Raw genomic sequence first — 24,824 nt, 5'->3', positions numbered from 1 at the left:
CAGCGTTCGTCCTGAGCCAGGATCAAACTCTCCAACAATGTCAAATTTGATCGAGGCAATCTAATGCTCTCAAAGGAACCCCAAAACGAGGTTCATAAAACATAAGCTCTACTGGCTTAGTTCACTAGCACACTGTTGAGTTCTCAAGCAACACGCTTTGTTTCAAAGCGATATTCACAAGCTTTTGGTCGAGCATGCCGAATCCTACGCTGTTAGCCGTAGGGGGTCGGCGGCCGCTCGTGGGCCGACGCTGAACATTACCTGGTCCGGTTCGCGGTGTCAACCCGCTCGGCCCTGGCGCCTGGCCTCGGGGCTTTCGGCCCCGGTGGCCCGGTGTTCCTGGCGACGAAGAGAAGATTACATGCCCCGGAACCCCCTGAAAACAGGGGGGTCACTTAACGACATCGCCGCAGGTCAGCCGGTATGAACCCCCGTCATCCGACGGTCTTCAGGTAGTGGGGCGGCTTGCGGGCGGGCGCGACGCGTTCGAAGTCGGCTGCGTAGGCGAGCACTCGGGCGTCCGTCCACTGCCCCGCCATGAACGAGACACCGACCGGGAGCTCGCCGACGAATCCGGCGGGCACCGTCACCGCGGGGTAGCCCGAGACCGCGGCCGGCGTCGATGACGGGATCACGTCGTTGTCGCCGGTCTTGCAGTCGGTCTTCCAGGCGGGCGGGTTCGTGGGCGCGGCGAGCGCGTCGAGGCGGTGCTTGGCGAGGGTCTCGTCGATCGAGCGTTTCGCCAGATCGGTGAGCTCGCGGCGCATGGCCTGGTAGCCGGGATCGGACGGGCCGGGTGCGGCGAGCGCCTGTTCGAAGAGTTCCTGCCCTGCGAAGCACGTCTGCTCCAGCGGGTCGGAGCGGTTGTAGTCGATGAGCGCGGCGAGGTCGCGCGGGCCTTCGGGGCGCGTGGCCAGATAGCGATCGATGTCCCGGTGGAACTCGGTGAGCAGCGCCGGGAACTCCAGTTCACCGAGCCTGGCCTGGTACGGCGGCGTCACCTCGACGACTTCGGCACCGGCCTTGACCAGCGAATTCCTGGTCATCGTCATGACGGCGTCGACATCCGGGCCGAGGACGGGCAGGCGCCAGAGACCGATCCGGGAACCCTTCAGCACGCCGGGCCGGAGGTGCGCGGCGTAGTCGGCCGGCTGATTCGGCGGGTACGCGCCGGTGGCCGGGTCGCTCGGGTCACGGCCCTGCAGAGCGGACAGGGTGAGCGCGACGTCGACGACATGCCTGGCCATCGGGCCGGCGGTGTCCTGTTCGGCCGAGATCGGCACCACGCCGGTGCGGCTGACCAGGCCGAGGCTCGGTTTGTGCCCCACCGTCGCGGTCATCCCGGCCGGGCAGACGATCGAGCCGTCGGTCTCACTGCCGATGGCGACCTGGGCGAGTGACGCGGCGACACCCGCGGCGGATCCGGCGGACGACCCACACGGGTTGCGGTCGAGCACATACGGGTTGTTTGTCTGCCCGCCGACGCCCGACCACCCGGAAGTCGGTTTGGCGGCGCGGAAGTTCGCCCACTCGGACAAGTTCGCCTTGCCGAGGACGACCGCGCCCGCGTCACGCAGACGGCGGATCAGGGTCGCGTCCTTCGCGGGCTTGCCGCGCAGCGCGCGCGACCCCGCCGTCGTCTGCATGGAGCGGGTGTCGACGTTGTCCTTCACCAAGACGGGGATGCCGTCCAGCGGTCCGCGGGTCTTGCCGGCGCGACGCCGGACGTCGCTCTCCGCGGCTTGCGCGACCGCGGCCGGATTGACCGCGATGACCGCGTTCACCTTCCGGTCGAGCTTGTGGATGCGATCGAGATAAGCCGAGGTCAGACCGACCGCGGTCAGCCGTCCGGAGGACATCCGGGCCTGGAGCGCGGGAATGTCGGCGGCGTCGAGATCGAGTGGTTTTCCGGCGGCGGAGGCCGCTGGTGCGGCACCTGCCGCGATGGTCGCGGCGACCAACGTCGTCAGAACTCCGAACACCGGCCGCCGCACCATCAGGTCTCCTTCGTCTAGAGAACCGGAAGCAGGGTCCGCAGCTCGTACGGGGTCACCGCGCTGCGGTAGTTATCCCATTCAACACGTTTGTTGCGAAGGAAGAAGTCGTAAACGTGCTCTCCGAGTGCTTCGGGCAGAAGTTCCGATTTTTCCATCTCCGCCAGCGCCTCCCCGAGGTTCTGCGGGAGCTGGGCATACCCGGCCGCGCGGCGCTCGGCGTCCGACAGCTGCCAGATGTTGTCCTCGGCGGGGGGCGGGAGCTCGTACCCCTTCTCGATGCCCTTGAGACCGGCGGCCAGGATGACCGAGTACGCCAGATAGGGGTTGCACGCGGAGTCGAGCGTGCGGATCTCCACGCGGCGTGACGACGCCTTGCCCGGCGAGTACATCGGCACCCTGACCAGCGCGGAGCGGTTGGCACGGCCCCACGAAACGGTCGTCGGGGCCTCGCTGCCACTGATCAGCCGCTTGTAGGAGTTCACCCACTGGTTGGTGACCGCGGAGATCTCCTTCGCGTGGTGCAACAGTCCCGCCACGAAAGCTTTACCGGTCGCCGACAACTCGTACGGGTCTTCGGCGTCGTAGAAGGCGTTGCGGTCACCCTCGAACAGGCTCACGTGGGTGTGCATCCCGGAACCCGGCTGGTCGGTGAACGGCTTCGGCATGAAAGTCGCGCGGACGCCCTGCGTGAGCGCGACCTCCTTGACGACGTAGCGGAAGGTCATCACGTTGTCGGCCATGGTCAGCGCGTCGGCGTACCGGAGGTCGATCTCCTGCTGACCGGGCGCCCCCTCGTGGTGGCTGAACTCGACCGAGATCCCCATCGCCTCGAGCGTCTCGATGGCGTGGCGGCGGAAGTGCGTCGCCGTGGCGTGGCTGGCCTGGTCGAAGTAGCCGCCGTTGTCCGCGGGCTCGGGCTCGCTCCCGTCGTCCGGCAGGCTGGCGAGCAGGAAGAACTCGATCTCGGGGTGGACGTAGCAGGTGAAACCCGCTTCGCCCGCCTTCGAGAGCTGCCTGCGCAGGACGTGCCGGGGATCTGCCCAGGACGGGGAGCCGTCCGGCATCGCGATGTCGCAGAACATGCGCGCCGAGTACGGGCCGCCGTCCGGGGTCTCCCATGGGAGGACCTGGAACGTGGCCGGGTCGGGCTTCGCGACCATGTCGGACTCGTAGACCCGGGCGAATCCTTCGATGGCCGATCCGTCGAAGCCGATCCCCTCGCTGAAGGCGCCCTCGAGTTCGGCGGGCGCCACCGCGACGGACTTGAGAAACCCCAGCACATCCGTGAACCAGAGCCTGACGAAACGGATGTCGCGCTCTTCCAAGGTACGGAGCACGAACTCCTGCTGGCGATCCATGGCCGCACCCTAACGAGAACGTGTTAACGACATGTTTCGCGACGCGCCGATCGACCGGAAGTGGTGGATCACCCCACGAGCACCGGTTCGGGTTTGGCTGCCTTGGTGATCGCCAGCGAAGCGACCGAAGCGATCACGGCGAGGCTCGCCGCGATGTACCACGCGAGCGCGTAGCTGCCCGATGAATCGCGGATCGCGCCCGCGCCGAAGGCCGCGAGACCGGCCCCGAGCTGGTGGCTGGCGAAGACCCAGCCGAAGACGATCGGCCCGGCGGCGCCGTATTGCCGGACACAGAGCGCGACCGTGGGCGGAACCGTCGCTACCCAGTCGAGGCCGTAGAAGATGATGAACGCCCACATGCTCGGTTCCACCGTTCCGCTCAGCAGTTGCGGGAGCAGGGCGAGCGAAACGCCGCGAAGGGCGTAGTAGACGCCGAGGAGGATCCGCGGATCGACGCGGTCGGTGAGCCAGCCGGAGGCGATCGTGCCGACGACGTCGAAGATCCCGACGAGGGCGAGCAGTCCGGCGGCAGTCGTCTGCGGCATGCCGTGGTCGTGCGCAGCAGGCACGAAGTGGGTGCTGACCAGGCCGTTCGTCGTTGCGCCGCAGATCGCGAAGCCGACGGCGAGCAGCCAGAACGTCCTCGTGCGCGCCGCCGATCCGAGTACCGACAGCGCGCGGCGAACGGAACCACCCGTGCGGGCGACAGGAGCGGCTTCGCCAGGCTGCGCGCCATAAGCGGTCGTTCCGACGTCGGACGGGTGATCGCGAACCACCAGGAGAACGACGGGCACGACGGCCAGTGCGGTGATGGCGATGACGAGCGATGCCGTCCGCCAGCCCTCGTCGACGGCGAGGTTCGCCACGATCGGGAGGAAGATCAGCTGGCCGGTGGCGCCTGCCGCGGTGAGGACCCCGGTGACGACGCCGCGACTGCGGACGAACCAGCGGGCGGCGACCGTCGCGGCGAAACTCATCGCCATCGAGCCGGTGCCTACGCCGACCAGGACGCCCCAGCAGAGGATGAGCTGCCAGCTCGCGTTCATGAACACCGTGCCGCCCGCGCCGATCGCGACGACGAACAACGCCGTCGAGGCGACACGTCGCATGCCGAAGCGCTCCATGAGAGCTGCGGCGAAGGGTGAGAAGAGGCCGTAGAGGACGAGGTTCACGGAGACGGCCGACGCGATCGTCGCGCGCGACCAGCCGAACTCGTTGTGAAGCGGGTCGATGAGCACGCCGGGAGCCGCGCGGAAACCGGCGGCGGCGAGCAGCGCGATGAATGCGGCGGCGGCGACGAACCACGCGCGGTGGAGCCGGGTCTCGGATTGCACGGGTACAGCGTCATGGGCGGCGGCGCCCGGCGAAACCGGCCGGAAGGACACTGTGCGAAAGATTCGGGCCAAGCCATAGGCTTTGCTCATGCGCTGCCGTCACCTCGTGCCGGCGCTGCTGCTCACGATCGGGCTCATCGGCGGCTGCGCGGGGTCTCCCCCGCTGCCGCCTGCCCAGGACTACGTGAGCGCGGCGGCCGAGTCCCTCGTCTCGTTGCGCAGCGTGCGGTTCACTCTCGGGGTGAACGGCGTCGTCACCGGCCTGCCGGTGCGCGGACTCGACGGCGACGTCAGCCTGGATGGTGGCGCGGTCGGTAATGCCGATCTGCAGGACGACTTCGAACGGGTGAAGGTCAAGTACCGGCTGTCGGGCTCGGAGATCACCCTCAGCGGGCCTCGCGGGGAGCGCGTGATTCCGGCTTCGGAGCCGTACACGCCTGAAGCGATGCTCGGGCCTGAAGGCGGGCTTCGGCGGCTGCTGACCGGGGCGACCGAGCTGCGGGGTGAGCGGTGGGAGCGGGTGCAGGACACCGAGTCGTTCCGGATCGCGGCGAAGGTGCCGGCCGCGGTGATCGGCGGGATCGTGCCGGAGATCAAGTCGGACGTGTTCGTGAAGCTGTGGATTTCGCAGGACGAGCCGCGGCGGCTGGTGCGGGTGTGGCTGCAGGTGCCGCCGACGAGGCCGGAGGAGTTCGCGGTGATGCTGGAACTGGCGTTGACCAGGCATAACGCGGTGGTCGTCGGGGCAGGGCGGTAGCAAAGGTCCCTTGCTCCCCCGCTAGGAGCCGCGGGTGTCCGGAGCGGGTAGTGCGCCGTCGATCAGGTAGGCGATGCCGACCTTGTCGACGCACTCGTTCCCGTCGAGGAACACGGTGTGCTGCGCTCCCTCGAACGTGAGCAATGCTCCCTTGAGGTCCCGCGCGAGGTTCACCCCGGACGCGTACGGGGTCGCGGGGTCGTCCGTGGTCGAGATGACCAAGGGCTTCGGCAAGCCGTCGACGTCCGGCTTGTGCACCTCCGAAGTGGCGGGCACGGGCCACACAGAACAGATGTCGAGCTCGCTCATGTCCGGGGTGCCGCCGGCGAGGAACGGCGCGCCTTGGAGCATCCGCTGGTGGGCGCCTTCGATGACACGCCTGTCGGCGATCCGCGTGCTGTCGACGCAGCGGACCGCGAAATACACGTCGAGGATGCCGGTGTACCGGCCGTCCGTCTCGCGGCCGTAGTAGTTGTCCGCGAGCGCGACCAGGGTTTTGCCGCTCCCCCGTTTCAGCTCGGCGAGCCCGTCGTTGAGGAACTTCCACGCGTCCTGCGAGTACAGCGCGGCACTGGTCCCGGTGATGGCGTCCTCGAACGACAGCTTGCGGGACCCCGCGGGCACCGGTTCGGTGATCAGCGGCCGCACCAGGTCCTGGAACGCCTTCGTCACCGCGCCCGCGTCCCGGCCGAGCGCGCACTCCGCGCGAGCGGCGCACCACTTGCCGAATTCGGCGAACGTGTTCTGGAAGCCGGCCATCTGCGTGACCAGTGACTCGGCGGTGTCGAGTTCGGGGTCGACCGCGCCGTCGAGGAGCAGCGCCCGAACCTTGTCCGGATAGGCCTCGGCGTAGGCGGTCCCGATCTGCGTTCCGTAGGAAAAGCCCAGGTAGCTGAGCTTCTCGTCGCCGAGGGCCGAACGCAGGACGTCGAGATCGCGGACGACGTCCCTGGTCCCGATATTGGCGAGCAGCTCTTTGCCGTGCTTCGTGCGCTCGGCGCACTTCGCGGCGTACGTCTTGGCGTCGGAGAGTTGCTTCGCGATCCCGCTGGGTGTCGAGTCGCTTTCCGAATCCTCCGCACGGTCCGCGTCGCGTTCGGCATCGGTGAGGCAGACGAGTTTCGGTTCGCTGGTCCCCACCCCACGCGGATCGAAGCCGACGATGTCGAAACGTTCGGCCAGCGCCGCCGCGGGCCTGGACTTCGCGATCCGCGCCGCGGCCGAGACGCCTGAGCCACCGGGGCCACCCGGGTTGAGCACGAGCGAGCCGATCCGCCGGCCGGTGTTCTTCGTCTTGTGCCGGAGGACGCCGATCGAGATCGTCTCGCGGTCCGGCTTCAGGTAGTCGAGCGGCACGGTGAGCTTCGCGCAGTCGAACGCCTTGTCTGTGAAGGACGCGCACGCTTCCCACGCGAGCTTCTGCTCGGCGAACTTCTCGAGCGCCTTCGGGTCCGGAGTGGGTGACGCCGTGGTGGTCGGGGACGCCGGCGGCGCCGACTGTGGCTGCTGCGTCGTGCACGAGGCGACGAGCACGGCAGCAACGAGCACGGCCGGGACGCGGCGAAGGCTCATCTCGCGATCTTCGCAGCGTCCCGGCCGCTCAGGGGCCTTAGCGCCGAACTCGTTACTTGGCGGCGCAGCGCGTGCCCTCGTCCGGCAGGGCGCCGTTCACCAGGTAATCGATGCCGATCTGGTCGACGCACGACACGCCCTGGAGGAACACGGTGTGCTGGTTGCCCTCGAACGTGAGCAAAGCTCCCTTGATCGCTTTCGCCAGGTTGACGCCCGCCTGGTAGGGGGTCGCGGGGTCGTTCGTCGTCGAGATGACCAGCGTCTTCGGCAGCCCTTCGACGTTCGGCTGGTGCGGCTCGGACGTGTTCGGCACCGGCCAGAAGGCGCAGGCGTCACGCGCGGAACCGTCCGGCTTGCCGTCGTCGAGGAACGGCGCCGCCTCCGCGTACCGCTTCTGCGCGTCGAGGATCTTCGCCGGATCGGTGACCCGCGGGTCGTCGACGCAGCGAATCGCGACGAACGCGTCCTGCGTCGTCCCGTAGCGGCCGTCGGCGCCGCGTTCGTTGTAGAGATCGGCCAGTTTCTCCAGGCCGTCGCCGCGCTGGCGCTTCAGGTCGTTGAGCGCGGTGTTCAGCGGCTCCCAGAGATCTTCCTGGTAGAGGGCCTGTATCACGCCTGTCGTCGCGTCCTCGTACGACAGTTTTCGGCCATCGCTGACCGGCACCGGGAAATCGATCAGCGGGCGCACCAGATCCTGGAACGCCTTCGTCACGCCGGCGACGTCGCGCCCGAGGGCACAGTCCTCACGCGCGGCGCACCAGTTCGAGAACTCCCCGAACGCCTTGCCGAAGCCCTGCCCCTGCGCGACCAGCGACTCCACCGCGTCCTGCTCCGGGTCGACGGCTCCGTCGAGCACCAAGGCGCGGACGTTCGCCGGGAACGCCTCGGCGTAGGCGGACCCGATCCGCGTCCCGTAGGAGTAGCCGAGGTAACTCAGCTTCGGCTCGCCGAGGACCGAGCGCAGGATGTCCATGTCCTTGACGACGTCACGCGTGCCCAGGTTCGCGAGCATCGCGGCGCCGTGTTCGGTCCGCTCGGCGCACTTCGCCGCGAAATCCTGGGACTCGGTCTCCTGCTTTTTCACTCCCTCGGGTGAGCCGTCGGTCTCGCTGTCGTCCGCGCGGTCCGCGTCGCGTTCGGCGTCGGTCAGGCAGCGGACCTGCGGCTGGCTCGCGCCGATGCCGCGCGGGTCGAAACCGACCACGTCGAAGCGTTTGCCCAGCTCGTTCGTCGCCGTCCGGGAGGCGAGACCGGCCGCGGCCTGCATCCCGGAGGCGCCGGGTCCGCCCGGGTTGACCACGAGCGCCCCAATCCTTTCGTCGGTATCCAGCGCCTTCCGGCGCAGCAGGCCGAGCGTGATCGAGTCGCCTTCGGGCTTCGCGTAGTCGAGCGGGACGGTGAGCCGGGCGCACTGTGCGTCCTTCACTCGAAACGCCGCTTTCGCGTCATCAGATGTCGCGTAGGGTGCACAGTCGGCCCAGGTCAGGCTCTGTCCGTAGAACTTCTCGAGTCCGGCGGGCACCGGTCCGGTCGGAGCGTGCGACTCGGTGGCCGGAGGCGGCGGCTGGGTTCTACCCTCTCCCGACGAGCACGCGACGACGGTGACGGCAAACAGGCCGGACAGCGTGATCGCGGCGAATCGACGGGCACGGGACCTGGCGCTGACATGAGTGGACACGGTTGGATCGTGCCATCGGCCGTGGAACTCGGCCGCACCACCACTGCGTTGGTGGTACGGGTGCGGACGGCAGTAGAACAGACGGGAGCACAGGGGTGGCAGCACTGATCAGCCGGGTGGGCAAGAAGCTGCGCCGGATCATCCAGCGGCCGGGCAGCGTCGAGCTGACCCGCTACGAAGCGCTGCTGCCGGCCATCGAGAAGCTCGAGCCCGAGTTGGAGAAGCTTTCCGACGAGGAGCTGACAGAGCGGGCCGGCAAGCTTCGGGACGCGGCTTCCTTCGGCAACGACCAGCTGATCGAGGTCTGCGCGCTCGGTCGCGAGGCCGCGCGGCGGGCGCTCGGCGAGCGTGCCTTCGACGTCCAGCTGCTGGGCACGATGGGCCTGCTCAGCGGGCATATCGTGCAGATGGAGACCGGTGAGGGCAAGACGCTGGCGGGCGCGCTGGCGGGCGCCGGGTACGCCCTGCGAGGGAAGCACGTCCACGTCGTCACGGTGAACGACTACCTCGCCCGCCGCGACGCGGAGTGGATGGGCCCGATCTACGACTTGCTCGGTGTCTCCGTCGGCTGGGTCGAGCCCGCGCACTCCCGCGACGAGCGCCGCGAGGCGTACGCGAAGGAGGTCACGTACGGCGCCGTCAGCGAGATCGGCTTCGACGTGCTGCGCGACCGGCTGGTGACCCGCGAGGAGGACCTGGTCCAGCGCGAGCCGGAAGTCGCGATCGTCGACGAGGCGGACTCCGTGCTGGTCGACGAGGCCCGCGTGCCACTGGTGATGGCGGGGTCGATCGACCACACCGACGCCGACGAAGAGGTCGCGAACATCGTCCGGCGGCTGCGGCTCGGGCTGCACTACGAGACCGACGCCGACGGCCGCAACGCCTGGCTGACCAAGGCGGGCGCTTCGGTGGTCGAGAAGGCCCTCGGCGACGACATCAACCTCTACGACGAGACGGGTTCGGACAGGCTGCCCGCGGTGAACGTGGCGCTGCACGCGCACGCGCTGCTCACGCGCGACGTCGACTACCTCGTGCGCGACGGGAAGGTGCAGCTCATCAACGCCGCGCGCGGCCGCGTCGCCGAACTGCAGCGCTGGCCGGACGGCCTCCAGGCCGCCGTCGAGGCGAAAGAGCAGGTCAAGGCGACCGACCGCGGCGAGATCCTCGACTCGATCACCGTGCAGGCCCTGCTCGCGCGGTACCCGGAGGTCGCGGGGATGACCGGTACCGCGGTCGCGGTCGCCGAGCAGCTGCGCGAGTTCTACAAGCTCGAGGTCGCGGTCATCCCGCCGAACACGCCGAACATCCGTGAGGACCAGGAGGACCGGATCTTCGGATCGCCGTCGCAGAAGCTGCGCGCGATCGAAGAGGAGATCCGGCGGGTGCACGAGACCGGGCGGCCGATCCTCGTCGGCACCCAGGACGTCGCCGAATCCGAAGAGCTGGCCGAGAAGCTGGCGAAGGTCGACCTCGAATGCGTCGTGCTCAACGCGCGAAACGACGCCGAGGAAGCCGCGATCATCGCCGACGCCGGCAAGAAGGGCGCGGTCACCGTCTCAACGCAGATGGCGGGCCGGGGTACCGACATCCGGCTGGGCGGCAAGGACGGCGAAGGCCGCGACGAGGTCGTCGAGCTGGGCGGCCTGCACGTGATCGGCACCGCGCGCTACCCGTCGAGCAGGCTGGACGGCCAGCTGCGCGGCCGGTCCGGGCGACAGGGCGACCCGGGCAGCGCGGTGTTCTTCGCCAGTCTGAACGACGAGCTCGTGCTGTCGAACGCGCCGGACATCCCCGAGGGCATCAGCTCAGACGTGGGCAGCGGCGAGATCGTCGACCCGGCGGCGCTGCGGCAGATCAACCACGCGCAGCGTGTCGCCGAGGGCGTCGACCTGGAGATCCACCGGAACACGTGGCGCTACACGCGGCTGATCGAGCGGCAGCGCGGCGAGCTGCTTGAGCACCGGGACAAGGTGCTGCGGACAGCGCACGCCGCGGAGGTGCTGGAAAAGGCACACCCGGAGAAGTTCAAGGAGCTTTCGGAGGCCGTCGACGACGAGGCCCGCGTCGAGCAGCTGTGCCGTGAGGTGCTGCTGTTCCACATCGACCAGCTGTGGTCCGACCACCTGGCGTTCCTGACCGACGTGCGAGAGAGCATCCACCTGCGGGCGCTGGCTCGGGAGACGCCGATCGACGAGTTCCACCGCGCGGCGATCCCCGAGTTCCACAAGATCATCCCGGAGGCGGCAGAGCGGGCGGCGAAGACGCTCGAGGAAGCCGAGATCACTGAGAACGGGATCGACCTCGGCGACGCGGGCGTGCGGCGGGCGAACACGACGTGGACCTACCTGGTGCACGACAACCCGTTCGACTCCGACTTCGAGCAGACCATCAAGAAGGTGCGGAGCATGATCAAGCGCAAGTAGCGCGCGGGGAGCGGGGGACCTTTGCTGTCACTCTCTTTTGGAGGGCGACAGCAAAGGTCCCCCGCTCTCTTTCCGCACCGGCCGGACCCAGGTGGGCGATTCGGCACGTCCGGTCGTCCCCGCGGACGCCAGTGGGTGAGAATGTCGGCATGCCGCAACTGCGCATCGCACTGGCCCAGGTCAACACCACCGTCGGGGACCTCGAAGGCAACGCCGAGCTCACGGTCGAGTGGACTCGCAAAGCCGCCGAAGCAGGCGCCCACGTCGTCGTCTTCCCGGAGATGTCCCTCACCGGCTACCCCGTCGAGGACCTCTCCCTCCGCCCGACCTTCGCCTCCGCCTCGAAGCAGATGGTCGAAGCGCTCGCCAAGCGGCTCGAAGCCGCCGGATGCGGCGAGGTCCTCACCTACATCGGGTACCTCGATCTGGACGAGGCCGGCCCGCGTGACGCGGCGGCCGCGCTGTACCGCGGCGAAGTGGTCGCCCGCCAGTTCAAGCACCACCTGCCCAACTACGGCGTCTTCGACGAGCACCGCTGGTTCAAGCCGGGCCACGACCTCGAGGTCGTCCGCTTCCACGGCGTCGACGTCGGCATGGTGATCTGCGAGGACGTCTGGCAGGACGGCGGCCCGATCTCCGCACTCGGCAAAGCCGGAGTGGACCTCGTGGTCGCTCCCAACGCTTCGCCCTACGAGCGGGCGAAGGACGACATCCGCCTGCCGCTGATCGCGCGCCGCGCGGCCGAGGCCGGGGCGGCGCTGGTGTACACGAACCAGGTCGGCGGCCAGGACGACCTCGTCTTCGACGGCGACTCGATCGTGGTCGGCGCGGACGGACGACTGCTGGCTCGCGCTCCGCAGTTCGTCGAGCACTTGCTCGTCGTCGACACGGACCTCGTCGCCGGCGGGCACACCGCCGAAGGCGAGTTCGAGGGCCTGCGGGTGAAGCGCCGAGTGCTCAGCGAGGAGCCGGTTCCGGCGTACACCCCGCGCACCGAGTCCGCGATCAGCGAGCCGCTGTCGGACGAAGCCGAGGTGTGGCACGCGTTGGTCGTCGGCCTGCGCGACTACGTGTACAAGAACGGCTTCTCGTCGGTGACGTTCGGCTTCTCGGGCGGCATCGACTCCGCGGTCGTGGCGGCGCTGGCCGCCGACGCGCTGGGCGGCGACAACGTCTATGGCGTTTCGATGCCTTCGGAGTACTCCTCGGAGCACTCGAAGGGCGACGCCGAAGACCTCGCCCGCCGGATCGGCGCGCACTATCGCGTCGAGCCGATCGCGGACATGGTCAAGGTCTACGTGGAGCAGCTTCAGCTGACCGGCCTCGCCGAGGAGAACATCCAGGCCCGCGTTCGCGGCATGTTGCTGATGGCCCTGTCCAACCAGGACGGTCACCTGGTACTCGCCACCGGCAACAAGACCGAGCTCGCCGTCGGCTACTCGACGATCTACGGCGACGCCGTCGGAGCCTTCGCGCCGATCAAGGACCTGTTCAAGACGCACGTCTGGCACCTGGCCAAGTGGCGCAACGCCGAAGCCGAAAAGAACGGCGAAACCCCGCCGATCCCGGAGAACTCGATCACCAAACCGCCGTCGGCCGAGCTGCGGCCCGGTCAGCTGGACAGCGACTCGCTGCCCGACTACCTGATGCTCGACGACATCCTCGACGACTACATCGAGGGCGACCGCGGCTATGTCGACCTGGTCGACGCGGGCTTCGAGCCGGAGACCATCGACCGTGTGGTGCGGATGGTCGACAAGGCCGAATACAAGCGCCGCCAGTACCCGCCGGGCACCAAGATCACCTTCAAGGCGTTCGGGCGGGACCGGCGGCTGCCGATGACCAACGGCTGGCGAGAGGGCACCGTCGTGACCCCCTCAGTTCAGCGCGACCTGCTTCCCCGCTGAGTTCGTCAGCACGGCCACCAGGCCGGGCTTCTTGTCACGCCGGACGAGCATGTCCATCCCGAGCGCGCGGACCGCGGATTCGACCGCGGCGGGCTCGGGGTGGACGCCGGTGACCATGAGCAGCGGGATCGACGGGAGTCCCCGCGTCGTGGGATGCGGGGTGCTCCCCCAGTCGATGAGGAAGGGCGCGAGCCCATCGAGACCGCCTGCGCCGGTGAGACGCCAGGTCAGCAGTTCGCCGTCGTCGGTGGTCCGCGACATCTCGGACGCTTCGCCCGGGTCGTAACCGCGTTGGCGTGCTTCCGCGATCGCCTCGTCGATGCCGTCCGCACGCGCGGCCCAGGTGATCAGCGCGGGATCGGTCAGCTCGTTGATGCCGAACGGACGCGGCCCGATGTGCTCGGGTTGATCCGGGTCGGGGCCGACCACCTCGAGGTAGGCACCGGCGCCCAGGTCGGCCAGGTAGTTGGCCGTACCGAACCCGACATGCCTTCCGCCGCGTACCGGCGTGACACCGGTCAGCTCGGCGACGCGCGCGACGGCCTCTTCGAGATCCGGCCCGGCGTAGACGAGGTGGTCAAGCACGAGGTCGCTCATGTGCATACTCCTACCGCAGCCACGGCTTCGGCGGCACCGCGGCATGGCCGTCGATCCGAAACTGTCGTACCGCTCTCGTACCCTGGACATATGACGGCACCGGGCTACTCCGTGTTCGGCACCGCGATCGGCCACTGCGGCATCGCGTGGAGCGAACGCGGGGTCGTCGCGGTCCAGCTCCCCGAGGGCAGTGAAGAGAAGACGAGGGCGCGACTGACCGCGCGCCTTCCCGAGGCGACCGAGTCCACACCGCCGGGCGAGATCCAGCGCGCGATCGACGGGATCGTCTCGTTGATGGACGGCAAGCGCACGGACCTCGCCGGCGTCGGCCTCGACTACGAAGGAGTACCGGACTTCCACCACCGGGTCTACGAATTCATCCGCACCATCCCCGCGGGCAAGACGCTGACCTACGGCGACATCGCGAACATCCTCGGTATGCCCGGCGGCGCGCAGGCCGTGGGGCAGGCCATGGGCCGGAACCCGTTCCCGATCATCGTGCCGTGCCACCGCGTGCTCGCCGCGGGTGGCAAGGACGGCGGCTTCTCCGCGCGCGGAGGGGTCGCCACCAAGCGCCGGATGCTGGTCATCGAAGGCGCTTTGGCGGACGAACCGACGTTGTTCTAGCTGTTTTGGGCCGATGACCAGGGCTTGAGCCAGGGCGTTTCCGGCCAGCCTTCCGCGGCGGCCATCAGCGGGATCGCCGTCGCGCCGTCGATGTGCTCGCGGATGATGTCGGCGTGCCCGGCGTGGCGCGCGGTCTCTTCGATGAGGTGGAGCAGCACCCAGCGGACCGACCACGCGTCGACATCCTGCGGGTACCAGGGCACGCCCTTCGGCACCGGGACCGGCTGGCCGAGGTCGGCGATGCCGGCGATGACGTCCGAAGTGCGGCGAGCGACCTCGTCGTAGCGCGCGAGGACGCTTTCGACCGTCTCTTCCGTCGTCATCACGTACCCGGCTTCGTACTCCTTCATCGCTTCGTCCATCGGCTTCGAGGGCTTCTGGAGAAGGATGTCGATCCAGCCGTCTTCCGTGAAAGCGGTGTGCTTGATCAGGCCGCCGACGCTCAGTGAGCTTCTGGTCGGGACGGCTCTGGCCTGTTCTTCGGTGAGGCCGTGCGCCGCGATCCGCAGAACGTGGCGCTGCTGCTCAAGGTAGGCGAGGAGACCTTCGCGTTCGTCGGCGACCGGGGGAACGTTTCCAGCCATGGCGGCTCCTTCCGTTGGGAAGGGGATCATGACATCCGGCACCGGCTTCTTGCGGCGATTCGGCCCGGAAGAGAGCAAGGGACCTTTGCTACCACTTCTCTCGACGTTGAGAGAATTGGTAGCAGAGGTCCCTTGCTCCCCCGCTACCCCTGCGGCCGGACGAATGGGAACAGCACCGTCTGCCTGATCGACGCCCCGGTCAGCATCATCAGCAGCCGGTCGACGCCGATGCCGAGCCCGCCGGTCGGCGGCATGCCGTGTTCGAGCGCGAGCAGGAAGTCCTCGTCCAGCTCCATCGCCTCGACGTCCCCGCTCGCCGCGCGCAGCGACTGGGCCTCCAGCCGCCGCCGCTGTTCGAGCGGGTCGGTCAGCTCTGTGTAGGCCGTGCCGACCTCGGAGCCGAACGCGATCAGGTCCCAGCGCTCGGCCAGCCGCGGGTCCACGCGATGTTGCCGGGTCAGCGGCGAGACGTCGGTCGGGTAGTCGGTGTAGAACGTCGGCAGCACGGTCGCGCCTTCGACCAGGTGCTCGTGGGCCTTCAGCACGAGGTCGCCGTGCCCGGCCTCCTCGTTCACCGGCACTCCCGCCGCGCGGCAGAACCGCTGCAGTTCGGCGACCGAGGTGCTCGCGTCGATCTTCTCTCCCAGCGCCGCCGAGACGGCTTCGTGCACCGGGATCACCGGCCAGTCACCGGAGATGTCGTACTCGACGACCGTCCCGTCCGGCCCCGGACGGCGAACGACCTGCGCGCCGTACGCGGCTTCCGCGGCGCACTGCACTAGTTCCCGCGTCAGCGTCCGCATCGTGTTGTAGTCGGCGTACGCCTGGTACGCCTCCAGCATGGTGAATTCGGGGTTGTGCGTCGCGTCGACGCCTTCGTTGCGGAAGTTCCGGTTCAGTTCGAAAACGCGCTCGACGCCGGCCACGCACAGCCGCTTCAGGTACAGCTCGGGCGCGATCCGCAGGTACATCCGCATGTCGTAGGCGTTGATATGCGTGATGAACGGGCGGGCGTTGGCGCCACCGTGGACCGTCTGCAGCATCGGCGTCTCGACTTCGAGGTAATCGCCCTGGTGCAGCCTTTCCCGCACGGCACGCACCACGGTCGAGCGCATTCGCAGCATCGCCGTCGAATCCGGGTTCACCGCGAGGTCCAGGTAACGCTGCCGCACCCGCGTCTCGGGGTCGGTGAGGCCCTTTCGCTTGTCCGGCAACGGATGCAGGCTCTTCGCCGTGACGGTCCATTCGTCGACGAGCACGGAAAGCTCACCGCGCCGCGACGTCACGACCTGCCCGCTCACGCCGACGTGGTCGCCGAGGTCGACACCTCGCCGCCAGCCCCCGGGATCGAGCACGGAAGCGTCGAGCATCAGCTGGATCTCACCGCTGAAATCCTTGACCCGGGCGAAACACAGCCCGCCGAGATTACGCATCGCGAGCACCCGGCCCGCGACCCGGACCCGACGACCGGTGTGGGTGTCCGGGCCCAGATCACCGAACTTCGAGACGACGTCGCCGAGCAGGTCCTCCCGGGCGAAACCGACCGGATAGGGGTCGATCCCGGCTTCCCGCAAGCGATCCAGCTTCGCCATCCGCACCCGGACCTGGTCGGGGCGTCGCACCTGTTTCGGCGCGGGAGTGGCGGCGTTCGCTTCGATGTTGTGGACCTCGGCGACGAAATCGTCGGTGACGGTCTCCAGTTTCAGCGCTCGTCCCGACCGTCCTGTCGGGACGAATCCTTCGAGCGCGCCTGCGACGATGCCGACCCTCGGCAGCCGTCGAGCCGAGGAATAGCACAGGAAACGCGGCTCCCAGTCGGGACCGTACTTGGCGTTGGACCGGTAGAGCGATTCCAACTGGAAGAAGCGCGACGCCATGCTGAGGACACCGCGCCATGCGCGCAGCACCGGGCCCGCGCCGATCCGCTCACCCTCGGAGAAGACCGCGCGGAACATCGCGAAGTTCAGCGAAATCCTTTGTGCGCCAAGGTGTGAGCTCGCCGCGACGACCTCCGCGACCATGTATTCGTTGAGGCCGTTTTCGGCGTCGCGGTCGCGTCGCATCAGGTCGAGGGACAGGCCGCGACGGCCCCACGGCACGAACGACAGCATGCCGCGAAGTTCGCCCTTGGCGTCGTACGCCTCCACCATCACGCTGCGACCATCGCTCGGATCGCCGAGCCTGCCGAGCGCCATCGAGAACCCGCGCTCGGTTTCCGCCCCGCGCCACTGCTGCGCGTGCAGCAGGAGCTTGGCCATTTCCTCGGCCGGGATTTCGCTGTGCCGCCGGACTTTCGTGGTGTATCCCGCCCGTTCGATCCGTTTGACCGCTTGGCGGACCGAGCGTCGTTCCGGCCCGGCGAGGCTGAAGTCACGGACGTCGAGGACGGCTTCGTCACCGATTTCCAGCGCACGCAGGCCCGCGTCGGCGTAGACCTTCGCACCGCGTTCACTCGCGCCGAGCACGCCGGGAGTCCAGCCGTAGGTGCGCGCTTCGTTCAGCCAGGCGCGGACGGCGTCGGGCCAGGCGTCGGGGTCGCCGATGGGGTCCGCGCTCGCGACGCTGGTGCCCGCGAGCACGCGGTAGGCCACGGCGGCACGGCCGTTGAGCGAGAAGACGACGCTCTTCTCGCGCCTGGTGGCGAAATAACCCAAAGAGTCGTCTTCGCCGTGTTCGGCAAGAAGGCGACGTACACGCAGTTCTTCCTCGTCTGTCCTCAAGCGACGGCTACGCACGCCGCGGAAGAGCGTGTACAACGCGGCCGTCGCGACGGCTGTCGCGCTGAGATCGAGCACGAGGTCGAGCCAGGCCGGTCCTTCACCGATACCGACCCGGCGGAGCTGGATGTTCTCACCGGTCGTGTGGTTGACGACCCAGGCGAAGCGCGCCCAGGTGTCGGCGAGACGACCGGGAAAGGCTTCGCTCAAGCCCCAGCCGACGAGAATGACCACGGCCAGGCCACCGAACAGGACGGTGAGTCCGTCGCGCCACGCGCCGGGCGCGAGCCGGGCCGGGAACGCCGGACGCAGAATCCAGAGGAACGCGATCATGCCGAGGGAGATCAGGTCGGCGATGGCCAGCACCCACACCTGGTGCGGGATGTGCCGAACCTGCCACGGACCGAGTTTCAGCAGCTCAGGCCACCACAGCAGCGCGGCCTGGAACGCCAGCGTCACCGCCAGTCCACCGACCTGGAACAGCAGCAGCGTGTAAAGCGCGGCGCGTTTGCGGCGGCGGAGCGCGGCGCCGAGGACGACGAGCAGCAGGACGATCACGAGGCTCGCGTTCGTCGGGATGCTCAAGGCCGAGAAGGCGATGTCACCCGTCCTGAGCACCGGCCCCTTCACACCGCCGGCGAGCAGGAGGATCACCGAGAACACGGCCGCGAGCTGCACGAGAGTGGCGACGATCCCGCCCGCCCTCGCCTTCCACGGCGTGACTCGGCCCACTGGGTTTGCCATTCTGGTCCTTCGCGGTACACACAGGAGATCGACAGCTGTACTTACTTGACGTCACACAACCCCGTGTGGTTGTCAACGATCATCATCCTCTGGTCTGAACTTCCTCATTCGCGGGTGTGACGGCGCTGTGTGAACCTGGTCGCAGGGCCTTGGGACGGTCAAATCGGCATGTCACGCTTGGCCTGTTCAGCTCCACGACCCGGGGACCTCTTCGAGGCCTCGAGGGAAGGACGGTCGACAAGGATGTCTGCCACCGAAAAGGATTCCGGCGAGCTCGCGGCTCCGTACGGGACCGGCGCGGCACCCCAGGCCACATCTGGGAAGAAGGTCCGCGTACATCACCTTCGTGACATGAAAGAGCGCGGCGAAACCTGGCCGATGCTCACCGCCTACGACATGTACACCGCCGCACTGTTCGACGAAGTGGGCATTCCCGTGCTGCTCGTCGGGGATTCAGCGGCGAACAACGTCTTCGGCTACGACACTTCGCTTCCGGTGACCGTGGACGAACTGCTCCCGTTGGTCCGGGCGGTGACCCGATCGGTGAAGCGGGCGCTGGTCGTGGCTGATCTGCCGTTCGGCTCGTATCAGCTCTCACCGCAGCAGGCACTGGAAACCTCGGTGCGGTTCATGAAGGAAGGCCGCGCGCACGCGGTGAAACTCGAAGGCGGACGGAAATTCGCTCCGCATGTCGAGGCACTGACTTCGGCCGGTGTCCCGGTTATGGGACATATCGGATTCACTCCGCAGAGTGAACACAATCTGGGCGGCTATCGAGTCCAGGGACGCGGCGAAGCGGCCGAAGCGCTGCTCGCCGACGCAGTCGCCCTGGAGGAAGCCGGCGCCTTCGCGGTCGTCATGGAGATGGTGCCCGCCGAAGCGGCGAAGCGGATCACACACGAACTGAAGATCCCGACCGTCGGCATCGGCGCCGGGCCGGACTGCGACGCGCAGGTGCTCGTCTGGCAGGACATGGCCGGGCTTCGACGCGGCAAGACCCCTCGCTTCGTGAAGAAGTATGCCGACCTCGCCGGCGTGCTGACGGGAGCCGCGTCGGCGTTCGCGGAGGACGTCCGGCGAGGCGAGTTCCCGGCTCCGGAGCACTCATTCCACGACTAACACGCCTCTGACCTGCAGAAAGAGATCAAGGGACCTTTGCTATCACTTCTCTCAACGTTGAGGAAGGCGATAGCAGAGGTCCCTTGCTCTCCTCGCGGCTGGCTGTGTGGATTTCTGGTCATCTAACGCCCCAAAATCCACACAGTCAGTCAGCGCCACTACGCGGAGTACAGGGTGTGTGGAAACAGGGACGCTCAACGTCCCTATTTCCACACACCCCGTCCGCCGGAAGGCGGTAGCAAAGGTCCCTTGCTCTCTTTTCGGGTGGGCCACGCAGGGCGACCCTCCTTTAGTTGTTCACATATATGAACTTGAATCATGTCCTTGACTCACGTTCGTAAAGAGGCTTAACGTCTAGCCCGTCGCCGCCACGACCGAGCTTCGATACCTCGACGAGGAGGACCACGGATGCGTGTTCGTGAGCGGGTTCTGGCCATTGCGACCGGTGCCGCCCTGCTGTCGACGCTTGCGGCGTACCCGGCACAGGCCGCGACGGTCCGCGTAGGGACTGCGGAGCAATTGACGGCGGCGCTCGCTTCGGTCACTCCGGGTACCGTCATCGAACTCGCGGCAGACACGACTTTCACGGGCAACTTCAAGGCGGCGAAGAGCGGCACGTCCAGCAGCCGTATCACGCTGAAGGGGCCGCGAAGCGCGGTCATCAAGGCCTCGGCCGGACGCACGCTGGAGCTGACGGGCAGCTACTGGAACCTGACCGGCTTCACTCTCACCGGTGGCCAGAAGGGCCTGATGGCGACAGGCGTCAAGAACACCGTCGTCGACGGCATCAAGGTCACCGGCGTCGGCCACGAGGGCATCCATTTCCAGTACACGAGCACCGACAACGTCGTGAAGAACTCAGAGGTGACCGACACCGGCCGCGAGTACGCGGGCTACGGCGAAGGTATCTACTTCGGTTCCGCGAAGGGCAACTGGCCCGGCGGCACGCCCGACCGGAGCGACCGGAACAAGGCGTTGAACAACAAGATCGGCCCGAACGTGCGAGCCGAGTCGATCGACATCAAGGAAGGCACCACCGGCGGCGAACTGCGCGGCAACGTCTTCGACGGGACCGGGCAGAGCGGCGAGCACTTCGCCGACAGCTGGGTGGACATGAAGGGCAACAATTACGTGATCGCGGACAACCGGGGCAGCAAGGTCTTCGTGCACGACGCGACCTACGGCGGCTTCGAGGTCCATGTCCAGCTCGACGGTTGGGGCCGCGGCAACACCTTCTCCGGCAACACCGCGGACGTGCAGTCCTCCTACGCGTACGGCTTCTATCTCGTGAAGGCGGCGACCGGGAACAAGGTCTGCGCGAGCAACAAGGTGACCGGTGCCGGGAAGGGATTCGCGAACGTGGCCGCCACGGCGGGCTGCTGACGCGACCGAAGACCGGGGGCCCGCTCAGCCCGGCGGCGGGGGCGGGCCCCCACCCTTCGGACACTCGCCGATTCGGGCAGAGTGTCCTTATGGAAGACCTGTACCCGCCGATCCATGTGCGCGCCGAGGGCATGCTCGACGTCGGCGACGGGCACCGGATCTACTGCCAGGAAGCCGGGAACCCGGACGGCAAACCCGTGGTCGTCCTGCACGGAGGCCCTGGTAGCGGCACCTCCCCGATGGCCCGGCGGCATTTCGACCCCGAGGCCTACCGGATCATCCTGTTCGACCAGCGCGGCGCCGGCCGTAGCACCCCGCACATCGGCACGCCGGACGCCGACCTGTCGGCCAACACCCTCTGGCACCTCGTCTCGGACATGGAAAAGCTGCGCGAACGGCTGAATCTCGACCAGTGGCAGCTCTTCGGCGGCTCGTGGGGCGTGACCCTCGCCCTCGCCTACGCCGAAACCCACCCGAGCCGCGTCAGCGAGATCATCCTGCGCGGCGTCTTCACCGTCCGCCGCAGTGAACTCGACTGGATCTACAACGGCGGCGCCGCGAATCTCTTCCCCCGCGAGTGGGAAGCGTTCCTCGCGCCGATCCCCGAAGACCGCCGCGACGACCCGCTGTCTGCGTACCGCGAGCTCGTCTATCACCACGATCGGGCGATCCGGGAGCGCGCCGCCATCGCGTGGAGCGCCTGGGAAGGCGCGATCGTCTGCCTGCGCCCGGATCCGGCCTTCCGCAACCAGTACGCGTCCCCGGACTTCGCGGTCACCTTCGCGCGGCTCGCGCTGCACTACTTCTGCCACGGGGCGTGGCTGGAGGAAGGGCAGCTGATCCGGGAAGCCGGGAAGCTGGCCGGGATTCCCGGCGTGATCGTGCAGGGTCGGTACGACGCGGTGTGCCCGCCGACGACGGCTTACGAACTGCACCAGGTCTGGCCGGATTCGAAGCTGGAGCTGGTCGAGGCGGCCGGGCACGCGGTGACGGATCCGGGGATGCCGGCGGCGCTCCGGGCCGCGACGGATTCCTTTCGCTAAGCGACTACAACCGGCCGCCCGAAGCCGTGTCGCCGGACAGCCGTTGCGCCAGATACACCGGCACGGTCGAGGCCAGGATCAGCACCGCCGCCACGACGTTGACGATCGGCGCCTGGTTCGGCCGGAACAGGTTGTTCAGGATCCAGATCGGCAGCGTCTCCAGCCCGGTCCCGAGAGTGAACGTCGTGACGATGATTTCGTCGAACGACAGGGCGAACGCCAGCAGGCCGCCTGCCAGGAGGGCCGAACGCAGCATCGGGAAGGTCACCAGCCGGAACGTCGTGAGCCCGTCGGCGCCGAGGTCCATCGACGCCTCTTCGAGGTTGCCGCCCATCCGCCGCAGGCGGGCGACGACGTTGTTGAACACCACCACGATGCAGAACGTCGCGTGCGCGACGATCGCGGTGAACAGGCCGAGATCGATGCCGAGAATGGTGCGGAAGGCGTTGTTCAGCGCGATACCGGTGACGATACCGGGCAGCGCGATCGGCAGGATGATCAGCAGCGACACCTGGTTGCGGCCGAAGAAGCGGTACCTCTGCAGGGCGAAGGCCGCCATCGTGCCGAGTACCAAGGCGATCGCCGTGGCCGCGAGTCCTGCTTGGACACTCGTGCCGAGTGCGTTCAGCGCGCCTTCGTTCTCCGCGGCCCGGCCCCACCATTCGAGGGTGAAGCTGGACGGCGGCCAGCCGAAGGTGGTGTCGGCGTTGAAGGAATTGAGCAGCACCACCAGCAGCGGGAAGTAGATCACCGCGAGGCCGAGCACCAGCGCCGCGAGCAGCAGGTATTTGGTCGTCCGGGAAAGCCGCATCGCGCGCTCCTACAGGTTGTCCAGCGCGCCCGTGCGGCGCACGGCGGCGAGGTAGGCGAGCATGATCACCACGGGTACGGTCGCGACGGTCGCCGCGAACGGCAGGTTGTTGGCCGCGCCGATGTTGTCGTAGACGACGTTGCCGAGCATCTGCGACGTGCCGCCGACGATCTTCACCGCGATGTAGTCGCCCAGCGACAACGAGAACGTGAAGATCGAGCCGGCGACGACGGCCGGGAAGGTCACCGGCAGCACCACCGAGCGGAACGTCCTGAACGGCCGGGCACCAAGGTCGCCCGAGGCGTCCACCAGCGAGCTCGGCAGCCGTTCCAGGCCCGCGTAAATCGGCAGGATCATGTACGGCAGCCAGAGATACGACAGGGTGATCACGGTCGCGAGAACGCCGTAACCGGGGGTGTCGAGGCCGAACGGGTTCAGCAGCCAGTGCAGGACCCCGTTGCCGGACAACATGGTCCGCCAGGCGTAGGCCTTCACCAGGTAGCTCGCCCACAGCGGGGTCATGACGGCGATCACCAGGAGCCGTCGCGCCCTCGGCGAGGCGAATTTGGCCATGTAGAACGCCATCGGGAAGGCGATGATCGCGGTGACCACCGTGACGAGCGCGGCGATCCCGACCGTCCGGAAGGTGATCGTGCGGTACACCGCGTCACTGAAGAGGGTGACGAAGTTGTTCAGCGACCACTCGGTCACGACCTGGCCGGTGAAGACGTCGGTACTCCAGAACGCGGTCACGAACAACGCGGCCAGTGCGCCGAGGTAGGCGAGGCCGAGCCACAGCATAGGCGCGGAGAGCAGAATCCACAGTCGCAGCCTGGGTTTGCGATACAGGAAGGCGGAGGTTCTCCGCCTCGGCGAATCGAGGGTGGTCGTCATCTTTTTCCACCTAGGAATGGGACCGGGAGCGGCCGGCGTGGGGGCCCACCGGCCGCTCCCGGGGTTCGGGAGGTCAGCCCTTGATCTCGGTCCAGGCGCGGGTCCACTCGCCGTAGTCCTTGCACTTGACGTCGGTGCGGCCGTCGAGGCACTGCGCGATCGGCGTCGTCCAGTACTGGATCTTCGAGGCGTACGCGGCGTCACCGGCGTGGAAGGTCTCGCAGTGCACCTTGTTCTTGGTTTCGGCGCACGCCTTGGGGTTCGAGGGCGATTCACCGAAGTACTCGGCCACCTGCGCGTTCGCCTTCGGGCTGACGATGTGGTTCAGCCACTTGTAGGAGCACGTCTTGTGCGGCGACTTCGCGCCCACCATCCAGGTGTCCGACCAGCCGGTCGCACCCTCGGACGGCAGCACGGACTCGACCGGTGCTCCCTCGCTCTTGGTCAGGTTCACCGTCACCTGCCAGGCGGTGCCGACGACGGCGTCGCCGCTCTTGAGCGCCTGGCTCTCCTTCAGATAGTCCGACCAGTACTCCGCCACCATCGGGCGTTGCTGCTTGAGCAGGTCGACGGCGGCCTGGAACTGCTTGTCGTCCAAGGCGTACGGGTTCTTGATGCCGAGTTCGGGTTTGTGCGTCTGCAGGTACAGCGCGGCGTCGGCGATGTAGATCGGCGAGTCGTAGGCGGTGATCTTGCCCTTGTACGGGCTGTTCGCGTCGAACATGACGGACCACGATGTCGGCGCCGGGGTCACCTTGTCGGTGCGCCAGGTGAGCAGGTTCGCGCCCCAGCCGTGCGGCACGCCGTAGGAGACGTTGTTGACGCTGTTCCACGGGCGATTCTTGAGGAAGTCGAAGACGTCTGCGTAGTTCGGCACGAGCGCGGTGTTCACCGGTTCGACGTCTCCGGACGCGATGAGCCGCAGCGAAGCGTCACCGGAGGCGGAGATGACGTCGTATTGTCCGGTCTTCATCAGGCTCACGGCCTCGTCGGAGGTGCCGAACGCCTTGACGTTGACCTTGCAGCCGGTCTCCTTCTCGAAGCCGGTGACCCAGTCGACGGCCGGGTCGTTGGAACCGTTCTCCGCATAGCCGGGCCAGGCCAGCACGTTGACCTGGCCTTCCGGCTGGCCGAGCTGCGCGAGCGCGTCGAGCTTCGGCGGGGTGAAGCCCTGTCCGCCGGGCGCGGCGGCGGTCGAACTGGATCCTGAGGTTCCGCAGGCGGCCACGAGCAGGCCGGCGCCGAGCAGGCCAGCGAGCGCGAGTTTCCTGTTCTTCAT

18 protein-coding genes are annotated in these 24,824 nt (G+C 67.8%); 7 read left to right on the top strand and 11 right to left on the bottom strand.

What is annotated here, in order from left to right; translation table 11 throughout:
- Positions 1-434 precede the first annotated feature (434 nt).
- From AC069H_RS30135 to AC069H_RS30125, 3 genes are all read right to left on the bottom strand, one after another.
- Positions 435-1,997, bottom strand: a complete 1,563-nt coding sequence (locus AC069H_RS30135) for an amidase (RefSeq protein ID WP_478234580.1) — start codon at positions 1,995-1,997, stop codon at positions 435-437.
- A gap of 14 nt (positions 1,998-2,011) precedes the next feature.
- Positions 2,012-3,355, bottom strand: coding sequence for a type I glutamate--ammonia ligase (gene glnA / locus AC069H_RS30130; protein ID WP_340684322.1), 1,344 nt, complete (start codon positions 3,353-3,355; stop codon positions 2,012-2,014).
- A 68-nt stretch (positions 3,356-3,423) separates the two neighbouring features.
- On the bottom strand, positions 3,424-4,689 hold the full coding sequence (locus AC069H_RS30125; RefSeq protein ID WP_478234579.1) for an MFS transporter: 1,266 nt from the start codon (positions 4,687-4,689) through the stop codon (positions 3,424-3,426).
- An 88-nt stretch (positions 4,690-4,777) separates the two neighbouring features.
- On the opposite strand from AC069H_RS30125, the gene AC069H_RS30120 reads away from it, so the two are divergent.
- Positions 4,778-5,446: an LppX_LprAFG lipoprotein gene (locus tag AC069H_RS30120; protein ID WP_478234578.1), complete on the top strand. Its 669-nt coding sequence runs from the start codon at positions 4,778-4,780 to the stop codon at positions 5,444-5,446.
- A 21-nt stretch (positions 5,447-5,467) separates the two neighbouring features.
- On the opposite strand, the gene AC069H_RS30115 is transcribed toward AC069H_RS30120, so the two are convergent.
- Positions 5,468-7,018: an alpha/beta hydrolase gene (locus AC069H_RS30115; RefSeq protein WP_478234577.1), complete on the bottom strand. Its 1,551-nt coding sequence runs from the start codon at positions 7,016-7,018 to the stop codon at positions 5,468-5,470.
- Between the two features lie 52 nt (positions 7,019-7,070).
- Positions 7,071-8,696, bottom strand: coding sequence for an alpha/beta hydrolase (locus tag AC069H_RS30110; protein ID WP_478234576.1), 1,626 nt, complete (start codon positions 8,694-8,696; stop codon positions 7,071-7,073).
- Between the two features lie 95 nt (positions 8,697-8,791).
- On the opposite strand from AC069H_RS30110, the gene secA2 reads away from it, so the two are divergent.
- The gene (gene secA2, locus AC069H_RS30105) at positions 8,792-11,119 is read left to right on the top strand and encodes an accessory Sec system translocase SecA2 (RefSeq protein ID WP_478234575.1); all 2,328 of its coding nucleotides are present in this window, start codon (positions 8,792-8,794) and stop codon (positions 11,117-11,119) included.
- Between the two features lie 149 nt (positions 11,120-11,268).
- Entirely contained in the window at positions 11,269-13,026 is a 1,758-nt protein-coding gene (locus tag AC069H_RS30100; RefSeq protein ID WP_478234574.1) for an NAD+ synthase, read from the top strand.
- Here AC069H_RS30100 and AC069H_RS30095 read toward each other — a convergent pair.
- Positions 12,997-13,623, bottom strand: coding sequence for a VOC family protein (locus AC069H_RS30095; RefSeq protein ID WP_478234573.1), 627 nt, complete (start codon positions 13,621-13,623; stop codon positions 12,997-12,999). The genes AC069H_RS30100 and AC069H_RS30095 overlap by 30 nt on opposite strands.
- Positions 13,624-13,713: 90 nt before the next feature.
- On the opposite strand from AC069H_RS30095, the gene AC069H_RS30090 reads away from it, so the two are divergent.
- On the top strand, positions 13,714-14,250 hold the full coding sequence (locus AC069H_RS30090; RefSeq protein WP_478230358.1) for a methylated-DNA--[protein]-cysteine S-methyltransferase: 537 nt from the start codon (positions 13,714-13,716) through the stop codon (positions 14,248-14,250).
- On the opposite strand, the gene AC069H_RS30085 is transcribed toward AC069H_RS30090, so the two are convergent.
- Entirely contained in the window at positions 14,247-14,834 is a 588-nt protein-coding gene (locus AC069H_RS30085) for a DinB family protein (RefSeq protein WP_478234572.1), read from the bottom strand. The genes AC069H_RS30090 and AC069H_RS30085 overlap by 4 nt on opposite strands.
- A 143-nt stretch (positions 14,835-14,977) precedes the next feature.
- On the bottom strand, positions 14,978-18,295 hold the full coding sequence (gene lysX / locus AC069H_RS30080; protein WP_478234571.1) for a bifunctional lysylphosphatidylglycerol synthetase/lysine--tRNA ligase LysX: 3,318 nt from the start codon (positions 18,293-18,295) through the stop codon (positions 14,978-14,980).
- 243 nt (positions 18,296-18,538) lie between these two features.
- On the opposite strand from lysX, the gene panB reads away from it, so the two are divergent.
- The 3 genes from panB (at position 18,539) to pip (ending at position 21,840) form a co-directional block, all read left to right on the top strand.
- On the top strand, positions 18,539-19,414 hold the full coding sequence (panB, locus tag AC069H_RS30075) for a 3-methyl-2-oxobutanoate hydroxymethyltransferase (RefSeq protein ID WP_478230361.1): 876 nt from the start codon (positions 18,539-18,541) through the stop codon (positions 19,412-19,414).
- A 408-nt stretch (positions 19,415-19,822) separates the two neighbouring features.
- Entirely contained in the window at positions 19,823-20,797 is a 975-nt protein-coding gene (locus tag AC069H_RS30070; RefSeq protein WP_478234570.1) for a right-handed parallel beta-helix repeat-containing protein, read from the top strand.
- Between the two features lie 89 nt (positions 20,798-20,886).
- Positions 20,887-21,840: a prolyl aminopeptidase gene (gene pip, locus AC069H_RS30065; RefSeq protein ID WP_478234569.1), complete on the top strand. Its 954-nt coding sequence runs from the start codon at positions 20,887-20,889 to the stop codon at positions 21,838-21,840.
- Positions 21,841-21,844: 4 nt separating this feature from the next.
- On the opposite strand, the gene AC069H_RS30060 is transcribed toward pip, so the two are convergent.
- The 3 genes from AC069H_RS30060 to AC069H_RS30050 form a co-directional block, all read right to left on the bottom strand.
- Entirely contained in the window at positions 21,845-22,651 is an 807-nt protein-coding gene (locus tag AC069H_RS30060; RefSeq protein ID WP_478234568.1) for an ABC transporter permease, read from the bottom strand.
- A gap of 9 nt (positions 22,652-22,660) precedes the next feature.
- On the bottom strand, positions 22,661-23,545 hold the full coding sequence (locus AC069H_RS30055) for an ABC transporter permease (RefSeq protein WP_478234567.1): 885 nt from the start codon (positions 23,543-23,545) through the stop codon (positions 22,661-22,663).
- A gap of 73 nt (positions 23,546-23,618) precedes the next feature.
- The gene (locus tag AC069H_RS30050; protein WP_478234566.1) at positions 23,619-24,824 is read right to left on the bottom strand and encodes an ABC transporter substrate-binding protein; all 1,206 of its coding nucleotides are present in this window, start codon (positions 24,822-24,824) and stop codon (positions 23,619-23,621) included.

The organism is Amycolatopsis sp. NPDC043887, from assembly GCF_056435665.1.
The sequence above is the reverse complement of the archived record's forward strand: the minus strand, read 5'-3'. Positions and strand labels throughout refer to the sequence as shown.

What these genes read in the sequence shown, in the direction of transcription:
- AC069H_RS30090 (WP_478230358.1), top strand. Translation starts at nt 13,714, where the DNA reads ATGACGGCACCGGGCTACTCCGTGTTCGGCACCGCGATCGGCCACTGC.
- panB (WP_478230361.1), top strand. Translation starts at nt 18,539, where the DNA reads ATGTCTGCCACCGAAAAGGATTCCGGCGAGCTCGCGGCTCCGTACGGG.
- AC069H_RS30100 (WP_478234574.1), top strand. Translation starts at nt 11,269, where the DNA reads ATGCCGCAACTGCGCATCGCACTGGCCCAGGTCAACACCACCGTCGGG.
- glnA (WP_340684322.1), bottom strand. Translation starts at nt 3,355, where the DNA reads ATGGATCGCCAGCAGGAGTTCGTGCTCCGTACCTTGGAAGAGCGCGAC.
- AC069H_RS30135 (WP_478234580.1), bottom strand. Translation starts at nt 1,997, where the DNA reads ATGGTGCGGCGGCCGGTGTTCGGAGTTCTGACGACGTTGGTCGCCGCG.
- AC069H_RS30120 (WP_478234578.1), top strand. Translation starts at nt 4,778, where the DNA reads ATGCGCTGCCGTCACCTCGTGCCGGCGCTGCTGCTCACGATCGGGCTC.
- AC069H_RS30060 (WP_478234568.1), bottom strand. Translation starts at nt 22,651, where the DNA reads ATGCGGCTTTCCCGGACGACCAAATACCTGCTGCTCGCGGCGCTGGTG.
- AC069H_RS30070 (WP_478234570.1), top strand. Translation starts at nt 19,823, where the DNA reads ATGCGTGTTCGTGAGCGGGTTCTGGCCATTGCGACCGGTGCCGCCCTG.
- lysX (WP_478234571.1), bottom strand. Translation starts at nt 18,295, where the DNA reads ATGGCAAACCCAGTGGGCCGAGTCACGCCGTGGAAGGCGAGGGCGGGC.
- AC069H_RS30055 (WP_478234567.1), bottom strand. Translation starts at nt 23,545, where the DNA reads ATGACGACCACCCTCGATTCGCCGAGGCGGAGAACCTCCGCCTTCCTG.
- AC069H_RS30095 (WP_478234573.1), bottom strand. Translation starts at nt 13,623, where the DNA reads ATGAGCGACCTCGTGCTTGACCACCTCGTCTACGCCGGGCCGGATCTC.
- AC069H_RS30085 (WP_478234572.1), bottom strand. Translation starts at nt 14,834, where the DNA reads ATGGCTGGAAACGTTCCCCCGGTCGCCGACGAACGCGAAGGTCTCCTC.
- pip (WP_478234569.1), top strand. Translation starts at nt 20,887, where the DNA reads ATGGAAGACCTGTACCCGCCGATCCATGTGCGCGCCGAGGGCATGCTC.
- AC069H_RS30115 (WP_478234577.1), bottom strand. Translation starts at nt 7,018, where the DNA reads ATGAGCCTTCGCCGCGTCCCGGCCGTGCTCGTTGCTGCCGTGCTCGTC.
- AC069H_RS30050 (WP_478234566.1), bottom strand. Translation starts at nt 24,824, where the DNA reads ATGAAGAACAGGAAACTCGCGCTCGCTGGCCTGCTCGGCGCCGGCCTG.